At 71.4% G+C, this 15,055-nt stretch carries 12 protein-coding genes; 3 read left to right on the forward strand and 9 right to left on the reverse strand.

From position 1 onward, the window contains the following. Positions 1–30 precede the first annotated feature (30 nt). The 8 genes from ABZ721_RS24945 to ABZ721_RS24980 form a co-directional block, all read right to left on the reverse strand. Complete coding sequence (locus ABZ721_RS24945; protein ID WP_358790903.1) at positions 31–747, reverse strand: ABC transporter ATP-binding protein; 717 nt, start codon at positions 745–747, stop codon at positions 31–33. Next, positions 744–1,613 carry an ABC transporter ATP-binding protein gene (locus ABZ721_RS24950; RefSeq protein WP_358790904.1) on the reverse strand — a complete coding sequence of 290 codons (870 nt, stop codon included), beginning with the start codon at positions 1,611–1,613 and terminating at the stop codon, positions 744–746. Before ABZ721_RS24950 ends, ABZ721_RS24945 begins: the two co-directional genes overlap by 4 nt. Before the next feature lie 8 nt (positions 1,614–1,621). Continuing rightward, positions 1,622–3,466, reverse strand: coding sequence for a branched-chain amino acid ABC transporter permease (locus ABZ721_RS24955; protein WP_358790905.1), 1,845 nt, complete (start codon positions 3,464–3,466; stop codon positions 1,622–1,624). Between the two features lie 4 nt (positions 3,467–3,470). After that, entirely contained in the window at positions 3,471–4,400 is a 930-nt protein-coding gene (locus ABZ721_RS24960; RefSeq protein ID WP_358790906.1) for a branched-chain amino acid ABC transporter permease, read from the reverse strand. A 119-nt stretch (positions 4,401–4,519) separates the two neighbouring features. Continuing rightward, positions 4,520–5,755 (reverse strand): branched-chain amino acid ABC transporter substrate-binding protein, encoded by a 1,236-nt coding sequence (locus ABZ721_RS24965; protein ID WP_358790907.1) that lies wholly within the window; start codon positions 5,753–5,755, stop codon positions 4,520–4,522. 273 nt (positions 5,756–6,028) lie between these two features. Further along, entirely contained in the window at positions 6,029–6,661 is a 633-nt protein-coding gene (locus tag ABZ721_RS24970; protein WP_358790908.1) for a hypothetical protein, read from the reverse strand. 159 nt (positions 6,662–6,820) lie between these two features. Then, positions 6,821–7,294, reverse strand: a complete 474-nt coding sequence (locus tag ABZ721_RS24975; RefSeq protein WP_358790909.1) for a hotdog fold thioesterase — start codon at positions 7,292–7,294, stop codon at positions 6,821–6,823. 75 nt (positions 7,295–7,369) lie between these two features. After that, entirely contained in the window at positions 7,370–9,658 is a 2,289-nt protein-coding gene (locus tag ABZ721_RS24980) for an FdhF/YdeP family oxidoreductase (RefSeq protein WP_358790910.1), read from the reverse strand. 104 nt (positions 9,659–9,762) lie between these two features. Here ABZ721_RS24980 and polA point away from each other — a divergent pair, with 104 nt between their 5' ends. Beyond that, positions 9,763–12,501, forward strand: coding sequence for a DNA polymerase I (gene polA, locus ABZ721_RS24985; protein ID WP_358790911.1), 2,739 nt, complete (start codon positions 9,763–9,765; stop codon positions 12,499–12,501). Here polA and ABZ721_RS24990 read toward each other — a convergent pair. Further along, the gene (locus tag ABZ721_RS24990; RefSeq protein ID WP_358790912.1) at positions 12,432–13,298 is read right to left on the reverse strand and encodes a DUF4184 family protein; all 867 of its coding nucleotides are present in this window, start codon (positions 13,296–13,298) and stop codon (positions 12,432–12,434) included. The genes polA and ABZ721_RS24990 overlap by 70 nt on opposite strands. A 138-nt stretch (positions 13,299–13,436) precedes the next feature. Here ABZ721_RS24990 and ABZ721_RS24995 point away from each other — a divergent pair, with 138 nt between their 5' ends. Together ABZ721_RS24995 and ABZ721_RS25000 are read left to right on the forward strand one after the other, a co-directional pair. Continuing rightward, positions 13,437–14,708, forward strand: coding sequence for a hypothetical protein (locus ABZ721_RS24995; protein WP_358790913.1), 1,272 nt, complete (start codon positions 13,437–13,439; stop codon positions 14,706–14,708). A 211-nt stretch (positions 14,709–14,919) separates the two neighbouring features. Then, positions 14,920–15,054 (forward strand): SPW_0924 family protein, encoded by a 135-nt coding sequence (locus tag ABZ721_RS25000; RefSeq protein WP_358790914.1) that lies wholly within the window; start codon positions 14,920–14,922, stop codon positions 15,052–15,054. The last annotated feature ends 1 nt before the right edge of the window (position 15,055 follow it).

The raw sequence follows: 15,055 nt of genomic DNA on the forward strand, positions 1-15,055 counted from the left end.
GGCCCTTCGGCGTTGCGCGGCGCGAGGCCGTCAGTCCTCGCCGAGGTACGCCTTCCGCACGGATTCGTCGTGCAGGAGGTTGGACCCGGTGCCGGACAGGACGATCTTGCCGATCTCCATGACGTGGCCCTGGTCGGCGAGGGAGAGCGCGGCCTGCGCGTTCTGCTCGACGAGCAGGATCGTGGTGCCCTGGGCCTTGAGTTCCACGATGGTGTGCATGATCTTCTGCATCATGATCGGGGACAGGCCCATGGAGGGCTCGTCGAGCATGAGCAGTTTGGGCTGGCACATCAGCGCGCGGCCCATGGCGAGCATCTGCTGCTCGCCGCCGGACAGGGTGCCGGCGGCCTGCTTGTGCCGTTCCCCGAGGATGGGGAAGAGCTCGTAGGCGCGCTGGATGTCCTTGGTGATGCCGGCGGAGTCCTTGCGGAGGAACGCGCCGAGCTGGAGGTTCTGCTCGATGGTCAGGCGCGGGAAGATGTGTCGGCCTTCGGGGGAGTGGGCGAGTCCGAGGGAGACGATCTTGTGCGCGGGTACCCGGGCGAGCGGTTGGCCGTCGAAGGTGATGCGGCCGGCGGCGGGCTTGATCAGTCCGGACAGGGTCCGCAGCGTGGTGGTCTTGCCCGCGCCGTTGGTACCGATCAGGGTGACGATCTGGCCTGCCTCGACGCTGAACGAGATGCCCTTGACGGCCTCGATCTTGCCGTAGGAGACGCGCAGGTCCTCGACTTCGAGAAGTGCGGTCATTGGTCGTCCTCCGTCGTGGTGGTGCTGCGTGCTTCCGCGGCTTCGATCTCGGCGCCGGCTTCGTCCTCGGGTGCGCCTTCGAAGGGTTCGCCGAGGTAGGCGGCGATGACGCGGTCGTCGCGCTGGACGACCTCGCTGGTGCCTTCGACGAGCTTCTCGCCCTGGACGAGGACGGAGACGCGGTCGCAGAGGTTGAAGATGAAGCGCATGTCGTGCTCGATGACGAGTACGGAGATGCCCTGGTCCCGGACGGCGAAGACGAGTTCCTCGGTGGCCCGGGTCTCCTGGGGGTTCATGCCGGCGGTGGGTTCGTCGAGGAGCAGCAGGCCGGGTTCGCTGGCGAGTGCGCGGGCGATCTCGAGCTTGCGCTGTTCGCCGTAGGGCAGGTTGCGCGCGAGGTGTTCGGCCTTGTCGGCGAGGCCGGTGAACTCGAGGAGTTCCATGGCGCGGGCGCGGGAGGCCGCTTCGGCGCGGTGGTAGCCGGGTCCGCGGATGAGGGCGGAGAGGAGCCCTTCCTTGGTGCGGGTGTGGCGGCCGACGAGGACGTTCTCCAGGACGGTCATGTTGGCGAAGAGCCGGATGTTCTGGAAGGTGCGGGCGATGCCGGCCTTGGTGACGAGGTGCGGTTTGGGCGGGAGGACGTTGCCCTGGTACTTCACGGTGCCTTCGGTGGGCACGTAGAGCCCGGTGAGGCAGTTGAAGAAGGTGGTCTTGCCGGCGCCGTTGGGGCCGATGAGGCCGACGATCTCGCCGGTGTTGACGGTGAGGTCGACGTCGCGGACGGCGGTGAGGCCGCCGAAGCGCATGATGACGCCGCTGGCTTCCAGCAGGGGGGTGGCGGCGGGCGCGGTGGTGGTCGTGGTCATGGTGTCTTTCACGCCCCTGCCTTGCCGGGGAGGACCAGGGTGTCGTCCGCGTGGAATTCGAGCTGGCGGCGCCGGTTGGGGACGAGGCCTTCGGGGCGGAACCGCATGAGGAGGATGAGCGCGATGCCGAACGCGAAGAGCTGGTACTTCTCCAGGAAGCCGAGCTTTTCGGGGATGAGGTAGAGCATGGCGGCGCCGAGCATGGGGCCGCTGACGGTGCCCATGCCGCCGAGGACGACGGCGGCGAGCAGGAAGGCGCTGTTGGGCGGTGCGGCGCCGGCGAACTGGTAGGGGCCGGGCACGACGTTGTAGGTGACGTGTGCGCTGACGGTTCCAGCGAGTCCGGCGAGGGCGGCGCCGAGTGCGAAGGCGATGAGTTTGACGCGGAAGCCGTTGATGCCCATGGCGGTGGCGGCGGTCTCGTCCTCGCGGATGGCGACCCAGGCGCGGCCGATGCGGGAGTTGGCGGAGCGGGTGAAGACGATGACCACGATGACGGTGATCAGCAGCATCAGCAGGTAGTAGTTGGCGTACCGGCCGAGGGTGAAGCCGCCGATGATGTGCGGGTCGCCGAGGTTGTAGCCGAGGATCTCCAGGTCGGGGATCTGGGAGATGCCGTTGGGGCCGTTGGTGATCTTCGGTCCGGAGACGCCGTCGAGGCTGTTGACGGCGAGGCGGAAGATCTCACCGAAGCCGAGGGTGACGATGGCGAGGTAGTCGCCGCGCAGCCGCAGGGTGGGTGCGCCGATGAGGACGCCGAAGACCAGTGAGGCGGCCATGCCGGTGAGGGCGGCGGCCCAGAAGGGGAACTGGACGCCGGACCAGATGGAGAACTCGGAGCCGGAGACGAGGGCGGCGGCGTAGGCGCCGACGCCGAGGAAGGCGACGTAGCCGAGGTCGAGCAGGCCGGTGAGGCCGACGACGATGTTGAGGCCGAGGGCGACGGTGCCGAAGATGAGGATGTTGACGCCGACGTTGGCGTAGTGCTCGTTGTCCTGGACGAAGGGGTAGGCCAGGGCGGCGAGGAAGCCCATCGCGGAGGTGAAGCCGCGGTGTTCGGCGGTGAGCTGGGAGAACTGGCGCAGGAGGCCGGAGGCGCCGAGGCCCCAGACGCCGAAGGCGGTGAGGATGAGCAGCCCGATGAAGATCTCGGAGTACTCGGTGCCGATGGCGAAGGAGAGCAGGTAGAGGCCGACGGCCGCGACGAGGGTGATGATGAGCCGCTGGACCCAGCCGGGCATGCTGCGGGGGTCGTTGACGTGGCGTTCGCCGTGGGCCAGGCGCAGGTCGCGCAGGGCGCGGTAGCCGCGGCGGACGGTCCGGTTCTCTGCGAAACGGCCGAGTTCGTAGAACTCGCCGTCGGCGGGGAGCGCGGGGCGCCGGTCGAGGGGCAGCCCGAGGGCGCCGATGACGAGCACGAGGGTGCCGACGGCGGCGATGACGCCGCCGGGGTCGAGGTTGGCGAGGCCGCCGAGCTCGTAGGCGATGGCGATGACGGTGTACCAGGTGGTGCCGAAGGTCGCGAGCGCCAGCAGCAGGACGGAGTTCTGCGAGCCGGTGGGGTTGAGCTTGCCGAGGCCCTTGACGCCGAACGCGGAGAGCGCGAAGAGCGTGGTGAGCAGGGCGCCGGCGAGGGTGAGGACCTGCAGGCCGCCGGGGTAGCCGGTGACGGTGAGGTCGCCGGGGAACGCGGTGGTGTAGGTCCAGGACAGGAAGGTGGAGACGATGCTGATGGCGGCGCCGGCGAGGGTGGTGGCCCGGGCGGCCTTCAGGGGCAGCGGGATCAGCGGCGCGGTGCGGTGCGCGGGCTCCGGCACGGCGGAGTCCGCGGTGGCCAGCGAGATGTCGGTCATGTGATCACGCCCTGTCCGCGACGCGTTCGCCGAGCAGGCCCTGGGGACGGACGAGCAGCACGACGATGAGGAGGACGAAGGCCCAGACGTTGGCCCAGCTGCCGCCGCCGAGCTGTTCCATTCCGGGGATGTTGGAGATGTACGCGGAGGCGCAGGATTCGGCGATGCCGAGGACGAGGCCGCCGAGCATGGCGCCGTAGATGTTGCCGATGCCGCCGAGGACGGCGGCGGTGAACGCCTTGAGGCCGGCCTGGAAGCCCATGTCGTACTTGACCTGGCCGTACTTGAGGCCGGAGGCGACGGCGGCGATGGCGGCGAAGAGGCCGCCGATCGCGAAGGCTATGACGATGATGCGGTTGGTGTCGATGCCCATGAGCTGCGCGGTGTCCGGGTCCTGCGCGGTGGCCTGCATGGCGCGGCCGGTGCGGCTGGTGCGGACGAAGGCGGCGAGGCCGGCCATGCAGATCACGGCGACGATGACGAGGAAGATGTCACCGCTCTGGATGCTGATGGAGCCGACGTGGAACGGGCCGCCGGGCAGTTGGGGGAAGGTGCGGGGGTTGTCGGCCTTGGGGTACCAGTTGAAGACCGCCTGCTGGAGGGCGAGGGAGAGCCCGATGGCGGTGATCAGTGGGGCGAGCCGGGGGGCTCCCCGCAGCGGTCGGTAGGCGAACCGTTCCGCGCCGATGGCGATGAGGACGGCGACGATGGAGCCGCCGATCAGCATCAGCGGCAGCGCGACCCAGATGGACGTGCCGGCCGGGAGACTCGTGTAGACCGTGAGGGCGCCGAACCCGCCGGTCATGAAGATCTCGCCGTGGGCGAAGTTGATGAGCTGGACGATGCCGTACACCATCGTGTAGCCGATGGCGATGAGCCCGTACATCGAGCCGAGGAACAGCCCGTTGGCCAGCTGTTGCGGCAGGGTGTTCACCGCATGGCCTCCATGTCGCTGAGGGGAGCAGGGGGATGGGGAAGGGGTGTGTGCGGGTATGCGCGGGCCGCGCGGTCGGTGGTGACCAGCCGCGCGGCCCGGGTGGTGCGTGTTGGCAGTCAGCCGGTGTAGGTGCCGCTCTTCACGGCTTCCCACTTGCCGCTCTTGACCTGGTACACGGTGAGCTGCTTGTTGGTGGTGTCGCCGAACTCGTCGAAGGAGACGTGTCCCGCGATGCCCTCGAAGTCGGTCTTCTGCACGGCGTCGACGACCTTGCTGCGGGCGTCGTCCATGGCGGGCAGCTTGCCGTCGTTGCCGTCCATGACGGACTTGACGGCCTTGATGATGGCGGTCGCGGCGTCGTAGGAGTAGCCGCCGTAGGTGCCGTAGTCGCCCGGGTAGCCCTTGGACTTGTAGGTGGCGATGAAGTCCTTGGCGCCCTGGAGGGTGGTGACCGGGACACCGACGGAGGTGGACAGGTCGCCCTCGGCGGCGGTGCCGGCGGTCTTGATGTAGGTGTCGGAGAACATTCCGTCACCGCCCATCAGGGGGATGTTCACGCCGGCGGCCTTGAGCTGCTTGGTGACCAGCTCGGACTCGTCGTACTGGCCGCCGTAGTAGACCATGTCGGCGCCGGAGTTCCTGATCTTGGTGACCAGGGTGGAGAAGTCGGTGTCGCCGGTGTTGACGTGGTCCTCGCCCGCGGACTTGCCGCCCAGGGCGACGAACTTGCCCTTGAAGATGCCGGCGAGGCCGGCACCGTAGGTCTGCTTGTCGTCGACGATGAACGCCTTCTGCTTCTTGAGCGTGTTGCGGGCGTAGTCGGCGGCGAAGCCGCCCTGCAGGGCGTCCGTGGTGGCGGTACGGAAGTACGTCTTGAACGGGCGGGTCTTGGTGCCGGTCGCCCATTCCTTGCCCTGGGTCAGGGTGGGGTTGGTGTTGGAGGGCGAGATCTCGACCATCTTCGCCGCGTTGAACACCTGCTGCATCGACTGGGCGACGCCGGAGTTCAGGGGGCCGACCACGCCGATGACGCTCTTGTCGGCGACGAGCGCGGTGGCGTTCTGCTGGCCGGAGGCCGGCAGGGCCTTGTCGTCGAGGGCCTTGACCTTGAAGGTCACGCCGGGAACCAGCTTCTTGGCGTTCGCGTCGTCGACCGCGATCTGCACGCCGTACTGGATGCCGAGGCCGGTCGCCGAGTTCGCGCCGGTGAGCGGGGCGTCGACTCCGATGACGACGGTGGTGGTCGCGCCGTCGTCCTTCTTGCCGTCGTCGCCGCGGGACCCGCAGGCGGTAAGTGTGAGGGCCCCAGTGGTGAGCACGGAGGTCAGTAGCAGCAAGGAACGGTGTCGCACGATCAGTCCTTTCCCCTGGCGCGGCCAGCTCTGGTGAGAGGCCGAGTCGTGCGCTGGAAGCCGGACTGGCGAATCCGGTGGCGCGGTGACTGGCCGTGACTCTAGGCCTGTGCGGGGAACTCGGGCAGCGGTGCGGGAAGAGTGTGACTGTCTTGTTATGCCGGATGGAAACTCTTGAGGTTCTGTTGAGCTTTCGTGGGGGGTTCGGGTGGGTTTGTCACCCTGTCCGCATGAATTACGTCGATGTTCGGATATCGAGAACCCGCACTTCCGCTATGGCGCGGAAGGGCTGCTGGTGGACGTCGGGCGGCAGATTCGGTGCAGGAAAGCGGAGAGGTCGCGGGGGTATCCGCCGCCGAAGATGAAGCTCTGATTCTGTATTGCGCGCGTGTTACGCAGCGTTACGTCCAGAACGGGCAGATCCACGTCGAGCGGCAGTCCGGAACATTTGTGAACGATCATCTTTATCGTGATGTGCCGGGTTGTTCCCTGCTTGACCGTCAAGGGCGTCGAGGGGCCGATTTCGGCACCCAGTCCCTCGAATGAGGGAGTAACGCCGAGAATCGTCACGGGACTTCCGTCCCGCACGCTCACCACGAATCCGAACACCCCGGAACCGGCCGCGGGCTGGGGCTGCGGGCGGCCCGACTCGTAGGCGATGTAGGTGACCTGCGCAGGCCACGGGCCCGGGTCCGGCACCGGCTCGGGGGTGCGCAGCGCGTGGCCGAGGCCGACGACGGCGACGGCCGCCAGGGCCGCGGTGGCGACCTTGACCGCCCACCGCCCGCGGGCGGACAGCGCGGCCCGGCGCACCTCCCAGCGGTGCGACCAACGGCCGGGCAGGAGCGGGGTGTTGACGCTGGGTGTTCTGCCGCCGGGGCCCTCCACCGGGCCGATGCCGCTCACCGGGCGCCGGTTCCGGCGCGCTCGGGCGGCCCCGGGGCGCGGACGGGCGCGCGACGGCGCCGCGCGTGCCGGATCCCTGCTGCCGCCATGGCCGCCCCCCTGCGGAAAACGCTAGGGCCTCCGGGCCCGCGCGACAACGGTGCGGGCCCGGCGGGCGGCTCAGACCGTGGTGGTGCCGGGGCCGGCGGGACGCAGCATGCAGGTGAGGCGGGCGGTACAGACCCGCTTGTCGTTCTCGTCGGTGATGACGATCTCGTAGGTGGCCGAGGAGCGGCCGCGGTGGACGGGGGTGGCGACGCCGGTGACGCTGCCGGAGCGGATGCCGCGGTGGTGGGTGGCGTTGAGGTCCACGCCGACGGCGAGCTTGCCGGGGCCGCCGTGCAGCATCGCGCCGACCGAGCCGAGCGTCTCGGCGAGGACGGCGGAGGCGCCGCCGTGCAGCAGGCCGTAGGGCTGAGTGTTGCCCTCGACGGGCATCGTGCCGACGACGCGGTCGGGGGAGGCCTCGGTGATCTGGATGCTCATGCGGTCGCCGAGGTGGCCGGCCGAGAAGAGGGCGGGCAGGTCGAGGCCGAGGCCGGACCACTGCGCCAGGATCTCCTGCGGGAACTGCGTGCTCGTCTGCTCGCCCATGCGGCCGGCTCCGATCGTCTTCGTTCGGTGGGGTCGGTCAATCGGTGTACTGGTCAGCTTTCTACCTGACGGTAGTCACGATCCGTGCACCGGGTCGGTCCGCTCCAGGCGGACGACCACCGATTTCGACGCCGGGGTGTTGCTGGTGTCCGCGGTGTGGTCGAGCGGCACCAGGACGTTGGTCTCCGGGTAGTAGGCGGCGGCGCAGCCGCGCGGGGTGGGGTAGTGCACGACGCGGAAGCCGTCGGCGCGGCGTTCCGTGCCGTCGGTCCACTCGCCGACGAGGTCGGCGTGGCAGCCGTCGGGCAGGCCGAGGGCGTCCGCGTCGGCGGGGTTGACCATGACGACGCGGCGGCCGCCCTTGATGCCCCGGTAGCGGTCGTCGAGCCCGTAGATGGTGGTGTTGTACTGGTCGTGCGAGCGCAGCGTCTGCAGCAGCAGCCGGCCCTCGGGGACGGCCGGGTACTCGACCGGTGACGTGGTGAAGTTGGCCCTGCCGGTCGCGGTGGGGAAGGTGCGGGTGTCGCGGGGGGCGTGCGGCAGGGTGAAGCCGCCGGGGTGGCGGACCTTGGTGTTGAAGTCGTCGAAGCCCGGCACGACGCGGGAGATCCGCTCGCGCACCAGGTCGTAGTCGGCTTCGAGGTCGGCCCACGGGACGGCGGTGTCCTCGCCGAAGGTGGCGCGGGCGAGCCGGCAGACGATCGCGGTCTCGGACAGCAGGTGCGGGGAGGCGGGCCGCAGGGAGCCGCGGGAGGCGTGCACCATGCCCATGGAGTCCTCGACGGTGACGAACTGCTCGCCGGCCGCCTGGGTGTCCTGCTCGGTGCGTCCCAGGGTGGGCAGGATCAGGGCGCGCGACCCGGTGATCACGTGCGAGCGGTTGAGCTTGGTCGACACGTGCACGGTCAGGGCCGCGTTGCGCATCGCGGCCTCGGTGACGGCGGTGTCGGGGGAGGCGGACACGAAGTTGCCGCCCATGGCGAAGAAGACCTTCGCGGTGCCGTCGCGCAGCGCGCGGATGGCGCGCACGACGTCCAGGCCGTGCTCGCGCGGCGGGGCGAAGCCGAACTCCTTCTCCAGCGCGTCCAGGAACGCGGGGGCGGGGCGTTCGAAGATGCCCATGGTGCGGTCGCCCTGCACGTTGCTGTGGCCGCGCACCGGGCACACCCCGGCGCCGGGGCGGCCGATGTTGCCGCGCAGCAGCAGGAAGTTGACGACCTCCTTGATGGTGGGGACGGCGTGCTTGTGCTGGGTCAGGCCCATCGCCCAGCACACGACGACGCTCTTCGCGTCCAGGACCATCGCCAGCAGCCGGTCGATCTCCGCGCGGTCGAGGCCGGTGGCGCGCCGCACCTCGTCCCAGTCGGTGGTGCGCACGGCGGCGGCGAAGTCCTCGTAGCCGTGGGTGTGCTCGTCGATGAAGGGCCGGTCGACGGCGCCGGCCTCGACGATCAGGTGGTTCAGGGCGCGGAAGAGCGCCTGGTCCCCGCCGAGCCGGATCTGCAGGAACAGGTCGGTCAGCGCGGTGCCGTTGCCGGCCAGGCCGCGGGCGTTCTGCGGGTTCTTGAAGCGCTCCATGCCCGCCTCGGGCAGCGGGTTGACGGTCACGATCCGCGCGCCGCGCTGCTTGGCCTTCTCCAGGGCGGCGAGCATCCGGGGGTGGTTGGTGCCCGGGTTCTGCCCGGCGACGATGATCAGGTCGGCACGGTACAGGTCCTCCAGCAGCACGCTGCCCTTGCCGACGCCGATGGTCTCGGTGAGCGCGGAGCCCGAGGACTCGTGGCACATGTTGGAGCAGTCCGGCAGGTTGTTGGTGCCCAGCCGGCGGGCGAAGAGCTGGAACAGGAAGGCGGCCTCGTTGCTGGTGCGCCCGGAGGTGTAGAACACCGCCTCGTCGGGCGACGTGAGCGCGTGCAGCTCCTGGGCGACGATGTCGAAGGCGCGCTCCCAGGGCACCGGCACGTAGTGGTCGGCGCCCTCCGCCAGGTACATGGGCTGGGTCAGGCGGCCCTGCTGGCCCAGCCAGTAGCCGCTGCGCCGCGCCAGGTCGGAGACCGGGTGCCCGGCGAAGAAGTCGGCCGTCACCCGGCGCAGCGTCGCCTCCTCGGCGACCGCCTTGGCGCCGTTCTCGCAGAACTCCGCCTTGTGGCGGTGCTCGGGCTCGGGCCAGGCGCAGCCGGGGCAGTCGAAGCCGTCCTTCTGGTTGACCTTGAGCAGGGTGAGCGCGGTGCGGCGCACCCCCATCTGCTTCTGGGCCATCCGCACCGTGTGCCCGACCGCGGGCAGCCCCGCGGCGGAGTGCTGCGGCGCTGCGACGTCGGGTGCGTCCTGAACGGGGTCGTCCGCGGGGGGTTTCGCTGCCATGTGTCCGATCCTGCCACGCGGCGGCGGCACCCGCCCCGGCGCGTGGCCGGTCCGGTGCCGGACGTTGGCCGGGGTTGTCAGTGGGGCGTGGGAGTATCGAGGACGTGGCAGCAAAGGCATCGAAGACGAGCGAAGCGACCGGCACGGCACCCGCGGCGGGAGGACGGCCGCGGCTGCTCCTGCTCGACGGGCACTCCCTGGCGTACCGGGCGTTCTACGCCCTGCCGGTGGAGAACTTCAACACCGCCACCGGCCAGCCGACGAACGCCGTGTACGGCTTCACGTCGATGCTGGCGAACACGCTGCGTGACGAGAAGCCGACGCATCTGGGCGTCGCCTTCGACGTCTCGCGCAAGACGTGGCGGTTCGACGAGTTCCCCGAGTACAAGGCGACCCGCTCCAAGACCCCGGACGAGTTCCGCAGCCAGGTCGAGCTGATCGGCGAGCTGCTGGACGCGATGGGCGTGCGGCGCTTCGCGGTGGAGAAGTACGAGGCGGACGACATCATCGCCACGCTGGCCACCCAGGCGGAGGCCGCCGGGTTCGACGTCCTCATCGTGACCGGCGACCGGGACGCGTTCCAGCTCGTCAGCGAGCACACGACGGTGCTGTACCCGACCAAGGGCGTCTCGGAGCTGACCCGCTTCACCCCGGAGAAGGTCGAGGAGAAGTACGGCCTGTCGCCGTCGCAGTACCCGGACTTCGCGGCGCTGCGCGGCGACCCGTCGGACAATCTGCCCGGCATCCCCGGTGTGGGCGAGAAGACCGCCACCAAGTGGATCACCCAGTTCGGGTCGTTCGCGGAGCTGATGGAGCGGGCGGACGAGGTCAAGGGCAAGGCGGGGGAGAACCTGCGCGCGCACCTGGACGCGGTCAAGCTCAACCGCCGGCTGACGGAGATGGTGCGCGACGTCGAGCTGCCGTGCGGCCCGGCGGAGCTGGAGCGCGTGGCGTACGACCGGGACGCGCTGAACATCGTGCTGGAGACCCTGGAGTTCCGGAACCAGAACTTCCGCGACCGGCTGTTCGCGGCGGACCCGGGCGCCAAGGAGGAGGAGGCCGAGGTCGCCGAGGGCGTCGCCGTGGAGGGCGCGCAGCTCGTCGACGGCGGCCTGGAGGCGTGGCTGGAGGGGCACGGCGGCGAGCCGCTCGGCATGGCCACCGTCGACACGTGGGCGCTGGGCAGCGGCACCGTCACCCAGGTCGCGCTGGCCGGGGCCGAGGGCCCCGCGCTGTGGTTCGACCCGGCGCGGCTGGACGAGGCGGACGAGCGGGCTTTCGCGGCCTGGATCGCGGACCCCGCCCGCCCCAAGGTGCTGCACAACGCCAAGAACGTGATGCGGGTCTTCGGCGAGCACGGCTGGACGGTGGCCGGCGTCAGCATGGACACCGCGCTCGCCGCCTACCTGATCAAGCCCGGCCGCCGCTCGTTCGCGCTGGACGCGCTGTCGGTCGAGTACCTGGGCCGCGAGCTGGCCCCGCCCGGCGCGGTCAGCGGCCAGCTGGCGTTCGGGGACGAGGAGGAGGACTCCGCGGCCCTGGACGCGCTGATGGTGCAGGCGCGCACGGTCCTGGACCTCGGCGCGGCCTTCATCGGCCGCCTGAAGCAGGACGGGGCGACGGGCCTGCTGCGCGACGTGGAGCTGCCGACGTCCGCGCTGCTGGCGCAGATGGAGCGGTCCGGGATCGCGGCCGACCGCGCCCACCTGGAGCGGCTGGAGCAGCGCTTCGCCGACGCCGTGCAGCACGCGGTGGCCGAGGCGCACGCCGCGGTGGGCCACGAGTTCAACCTCGGCTCGCCCAAGCAGCTGCAGGAGGTGCTCTTCGGCGAGCTGGGCCTGCCGAAGACGAAGAAGACGAAGACCGGCTTCACCACGGACGCGGACGCCCTGGCGTGGCTGGCCGCGCAGACCGACCACGAGCTGCCGGTGATCATGCTGCGCCACCGGGAGCAGGCCAAGCTGCGGGTGACGGTCGAGGGCCTGATCAAGACGATCTCGGCCGACGGGCGGATCCACACCTCGTTCAGCCAGACCGTGGCCGCCACCGGCCGGCTGTCGTCCACCGACCCCAACCTGCAGAACGTTCCGGTCCGCACCGACGAGGGGCGCGAGATCCGGCGCGGCTTCGTCGTCGGCGCGGGGTACGAGTCGCTGCTGACGGCGGACTACAGCCAGATCGAACTGCGGGTGATGGCCCACCTGTCGGAGGACGCGGGCCTGATCGACGCGTTCACCACCGGCGAGGACCTGCACACCACCGTCGGCTCGCACGTCTTCAGCGTCCCCAAGGACGCGGTGGACGCCGAGATGCGCCGCAAGATCAAGGCCATGTCGTACGGGCTGGCCTACGGGCTGTCCGCGTTCGGCCTCTCGCAGCAGCTGAGCATCAGCCCCGGTGAGGCGAGCGCGCTGATGGAGACGTACTTCGAGCGGTTCGGCGGGGTGCGGGACTATCTGCAGCGCGTCGTGGAGGAGGCCCGCGGCACCGGCTACACCGAGACGCTGCTCGGCCGCCGCCGCTACCTGCCCGACCTCAACAGCGACAACCGCCAGCGCCGCGAGATGGCCGAGCGGATGGCGCTCAACGCGCCGATCCAGGGCTCGGCCGCCGACATCGTCAAGCTCGCGATGCTCCGGGTCGGCGAGGCGCTCACCGCGGAGAAGCTGACCTCGCGGATGCTCCTTCAGGTGCACGACGAAATCGTGGTGGAGGTCGCGCCGGGCGAACGGACGCGCGTCGAGGAGCTGGTGCGCCGCGAGATGGCCGGCGCCTACCCGCTGCGCGCCCCGCTCGACGTCTCGGTGGGCGTCGGCAGGGACTGGGAGTCCGCCGCGCACTGACGGCGCTGCCCGCGCCGGAGCAGCCGGGCGGCGGCCGCGTACAGCAGCGCGCCGCCCGCCAGCCCCGCGCCCGCGCCGAAGGCCGCCGTGGGGATCATCTCCGGCAGCGACTCCGGCGACCGGTGGGCGTACTCCCGCAGGAGGCGCACGGTCGAGCCCGCCGCCGCGCAGGCGGCCAGCAGCAGGACGGCGCCCGCGCGCCCGCCGGTCGTCAGCCGCGGCAGGCGCGCGGGCGGCGGCCCCTGGGGGGCGGCGCGCAGCGCCACGGCGAGGAACACCGCCAGCACCAGCAGCGCCGCCGCCGACGTGCCGTACTGCAGCCACTGGTACAGCGGCTGCTCGTGCACCACGGTGTCCAGCACCGGCAGCTGCCGCACCCCCCACCGGTCGTGGTGGGTGAAGGCGTCCCACCCGACGTGGGTGGCCGCGCCGATCGTCGCCGACAGCCACCACCAGCCCGCCGCCCGCGCCGACCACGCCCGGCGCTGCCCGCCGAACAGCGTGCCGGCGCGCGCCTGCCACCGCCGGGGCAGCAGGGCCAGCAGCGGGTCGCGCAGGAAGAGCCAGACGCCCAACAGCGCCACGGCGATCAGCGGATCGAGGGTCGGGACGGCGGCCGCCGAGTGCGTGATCCGCCCGAACCGGAACACCCCGGACGCCACCGACGCGGCGAAGTACGGCATGTCGGGGGCGAAGGAGCCCGTGACGAGCGCCGCCGCCACCAGCGGCCCGCGGGCGGCCCCGTTCCGGCGCAGCACCGGCAGCACCGCGGCCGCGTGGCTCAGAGTGAACGGCATCAATCCCCCTCATGACCGGATCCCGACGATCCAGTATGCGGAGTGAGGCACGGTGGATGCGGGCGAAGAGTTCCCGTAGGGTCCGTGGGGTTGCGGCGCGGTAACGCGCTCATCACGCACGTGGGAGGGACCGCGATCATGGCAGCGCGATACGGACGACGGATACGCGCGATCCGCCGGGGCGCGGCGGGCACGGCGGTCGCCGCCCTGGCGGTCGCGGCGCTCAGCGCCTCGCAGGCACCCGGCTTCGCCCAGGCCGAGCGGGCCGCGCGCAGCACCGTCACCCCGCCTCCGGGCCCGCAGATCGACGGCGGTTCGCCGTTCTACAGCGCCCTGCCGCCCGAGGACCCCAGCGGTCTGGCCGTGGGCGGCACGTCGTCCCCCGTACCCACCGGCGGCACCGGCCCCGGCATCGACACCGGCGGCACGGGCCTGCCCGGCACGGTGCTGGACGCCTACCGCCGGGCGCAGTTGTCCATCGCCGCCTCCGACGCCGGGTGCAGGCTGCCCTGGGAACTGCTCGCCGCGATCGGGCAGGTCGAGTCCGGGCAGGCCGGCGGCGGCGCCGTCGACGCGCAGGGCACCACGTACCAGCCGATCCTGGGCCCGGTCCTCAACGGTGTCGGCTTCGCGAACATCTCCGACACCGACGGCGGCGCCTACGACGGGGACACCGTCCACGACCGCGCGGTCGGCCCGATGCAGTTCATCCCCTCCACTTGGGCCAACTGGGGAGCGGACGGCAACGCGGACGGCGTGAAGAACCCGAACAACATCTACGACGCGGCCCTCGCCGCCGGCCACTACCTGTGCGCCGCCGACCGCGACCTGTCGGTCCCCGCGGACGTCGACCGCGCGATCCTCGGCTACAACCACTCGCAGGAGTACCTGCACACCGTCCGGGCCTGGTTCCAGCACTTCAAGGACCAGGGGGCCGTCGCGGTCCCGGACAGCGGACGCGCCCCGGGCGCGGGCCCGCGGACAGCGAAGGCGCAGCCGTCGGCCGCCACCGGGCCGAAGCCGGGCACCAGCCCGTCGCCCGCGGCTCCCGGCGCCTCGCCGTCGCCGAGCGCCACGGTCCCGTCGGCCCCGCCGACCACCCGCCCCGGCACACCCACCACCACGCCGGGCACGCCGAAGCCGACGACCACGCCGACGCCCGCGCCGACGACCGGCACCCCGACGCCGACGCCGACCCCGACGCCGGGCTGCCCGACGCCGACGCCCACCCCGAGCGGGTCCGCCTCGCCGTCGCCCACGCCGACCGGCACCCCGACGCCGACGCCCACCCCGACCGACGGCACCTGCCCCACGCCCACCCCGACGCCCACCCCGACCGCGACGGAGTCCACGGCGGCCGCCGTCCCGAGCGCGGCCCCGTCGACGAGCCCGGCCCCCGTGGCCGGCTGACCCGGCCCCGCCCGCCCCGAACACCCGAGCCCGGCCCGCCTCCACGGCGGGACCGGGCTCGTTCGCGTACCGGCCGCACCCGCGCGCGTAACCGGCCGCACCCGTTCCCGCCGTGGCCGCATTCGGTCGGTAGAACCTGTTCTCATCTGATCCCCCGATTGCTACGGTGCCCCGGCCCAGCCGACGCCGTCGTCCACCCAGGAGGTCCGCCGTGCGCGCCCTGCTCGCCGCAGCCATCGGACTCGCCGTTGCCCTCGTGTGCGTCTTCGGGATGACCCTGCTCGGAACTCCCACCGGCGAGACCTCGCCGAAGCCGCTGCTGACCACGATTCCCAGCCACCCGTGAC

Origin of the sequence: Streptomyces sp. NPDC006733, assembly GCF_040636125.1 — a bacterium.
GTDB lineage: Bacteria > Actinomycetota > Actinomycetes > Streptomycetales > Streptomycetaceae > Actinacidiphila.

Excerpts from the sequence above, each read along its gene's own strand:
- ABZ721_RS24945 (WP_358790903.1), bottom strand. The coding sequence starts at position 747 with ATGACCGCACTTCTCGAAGTCGAGGACCTGCGCGTCTCCTACGGCAAG.
- ABZ721_RS24950 (WP_358790904.1), bottom strand. The coding sequence starts at position 1,613 with ATGACCACGACCACCACCGCGCCCGCCGCCACCCCCCTGCTGGAAGCC.
- ABZ721_RS24955 (WP_358790905.1), bottom strand. The coding sequence starts at position 3,466 with ATGACCGACATCTCGCTGGCCACCGCGGACTCCGCCGTGCCGGAGCCC.
- ABZ721_RS24975 (WP_358790909.1), bottom strand. The coding sequence starts at position 7,294 with ATGGGCGAGCAGACGAGCACGCAGTTCCCGCAGGAGATCCTGGCGCAG.
- ABZ721_RS24980 (WP_358790910.1), bottom strand. The coding sequence starts at position 9,658 with ATGGCAGCGAAACCCCCCGCGGACGACCCCGTTCAGGACGCACCCGAC.
- ABZ721_RS24990 (WP_358790912.1), bottom strand. The coding sequence starts at position 13,298 with ATGCCGTTCACTCTGAGCCACGCGGCCGCGGTGCTGCCGGTGCTGCGC.
- ABZ721_RS24995 (WP_358790913.1), top strand. The coding sequence starts at position 13,437 with ATGGCAGCGCGATACGGACGACGGATACGCGCGATCCGCCGGGGCGCG.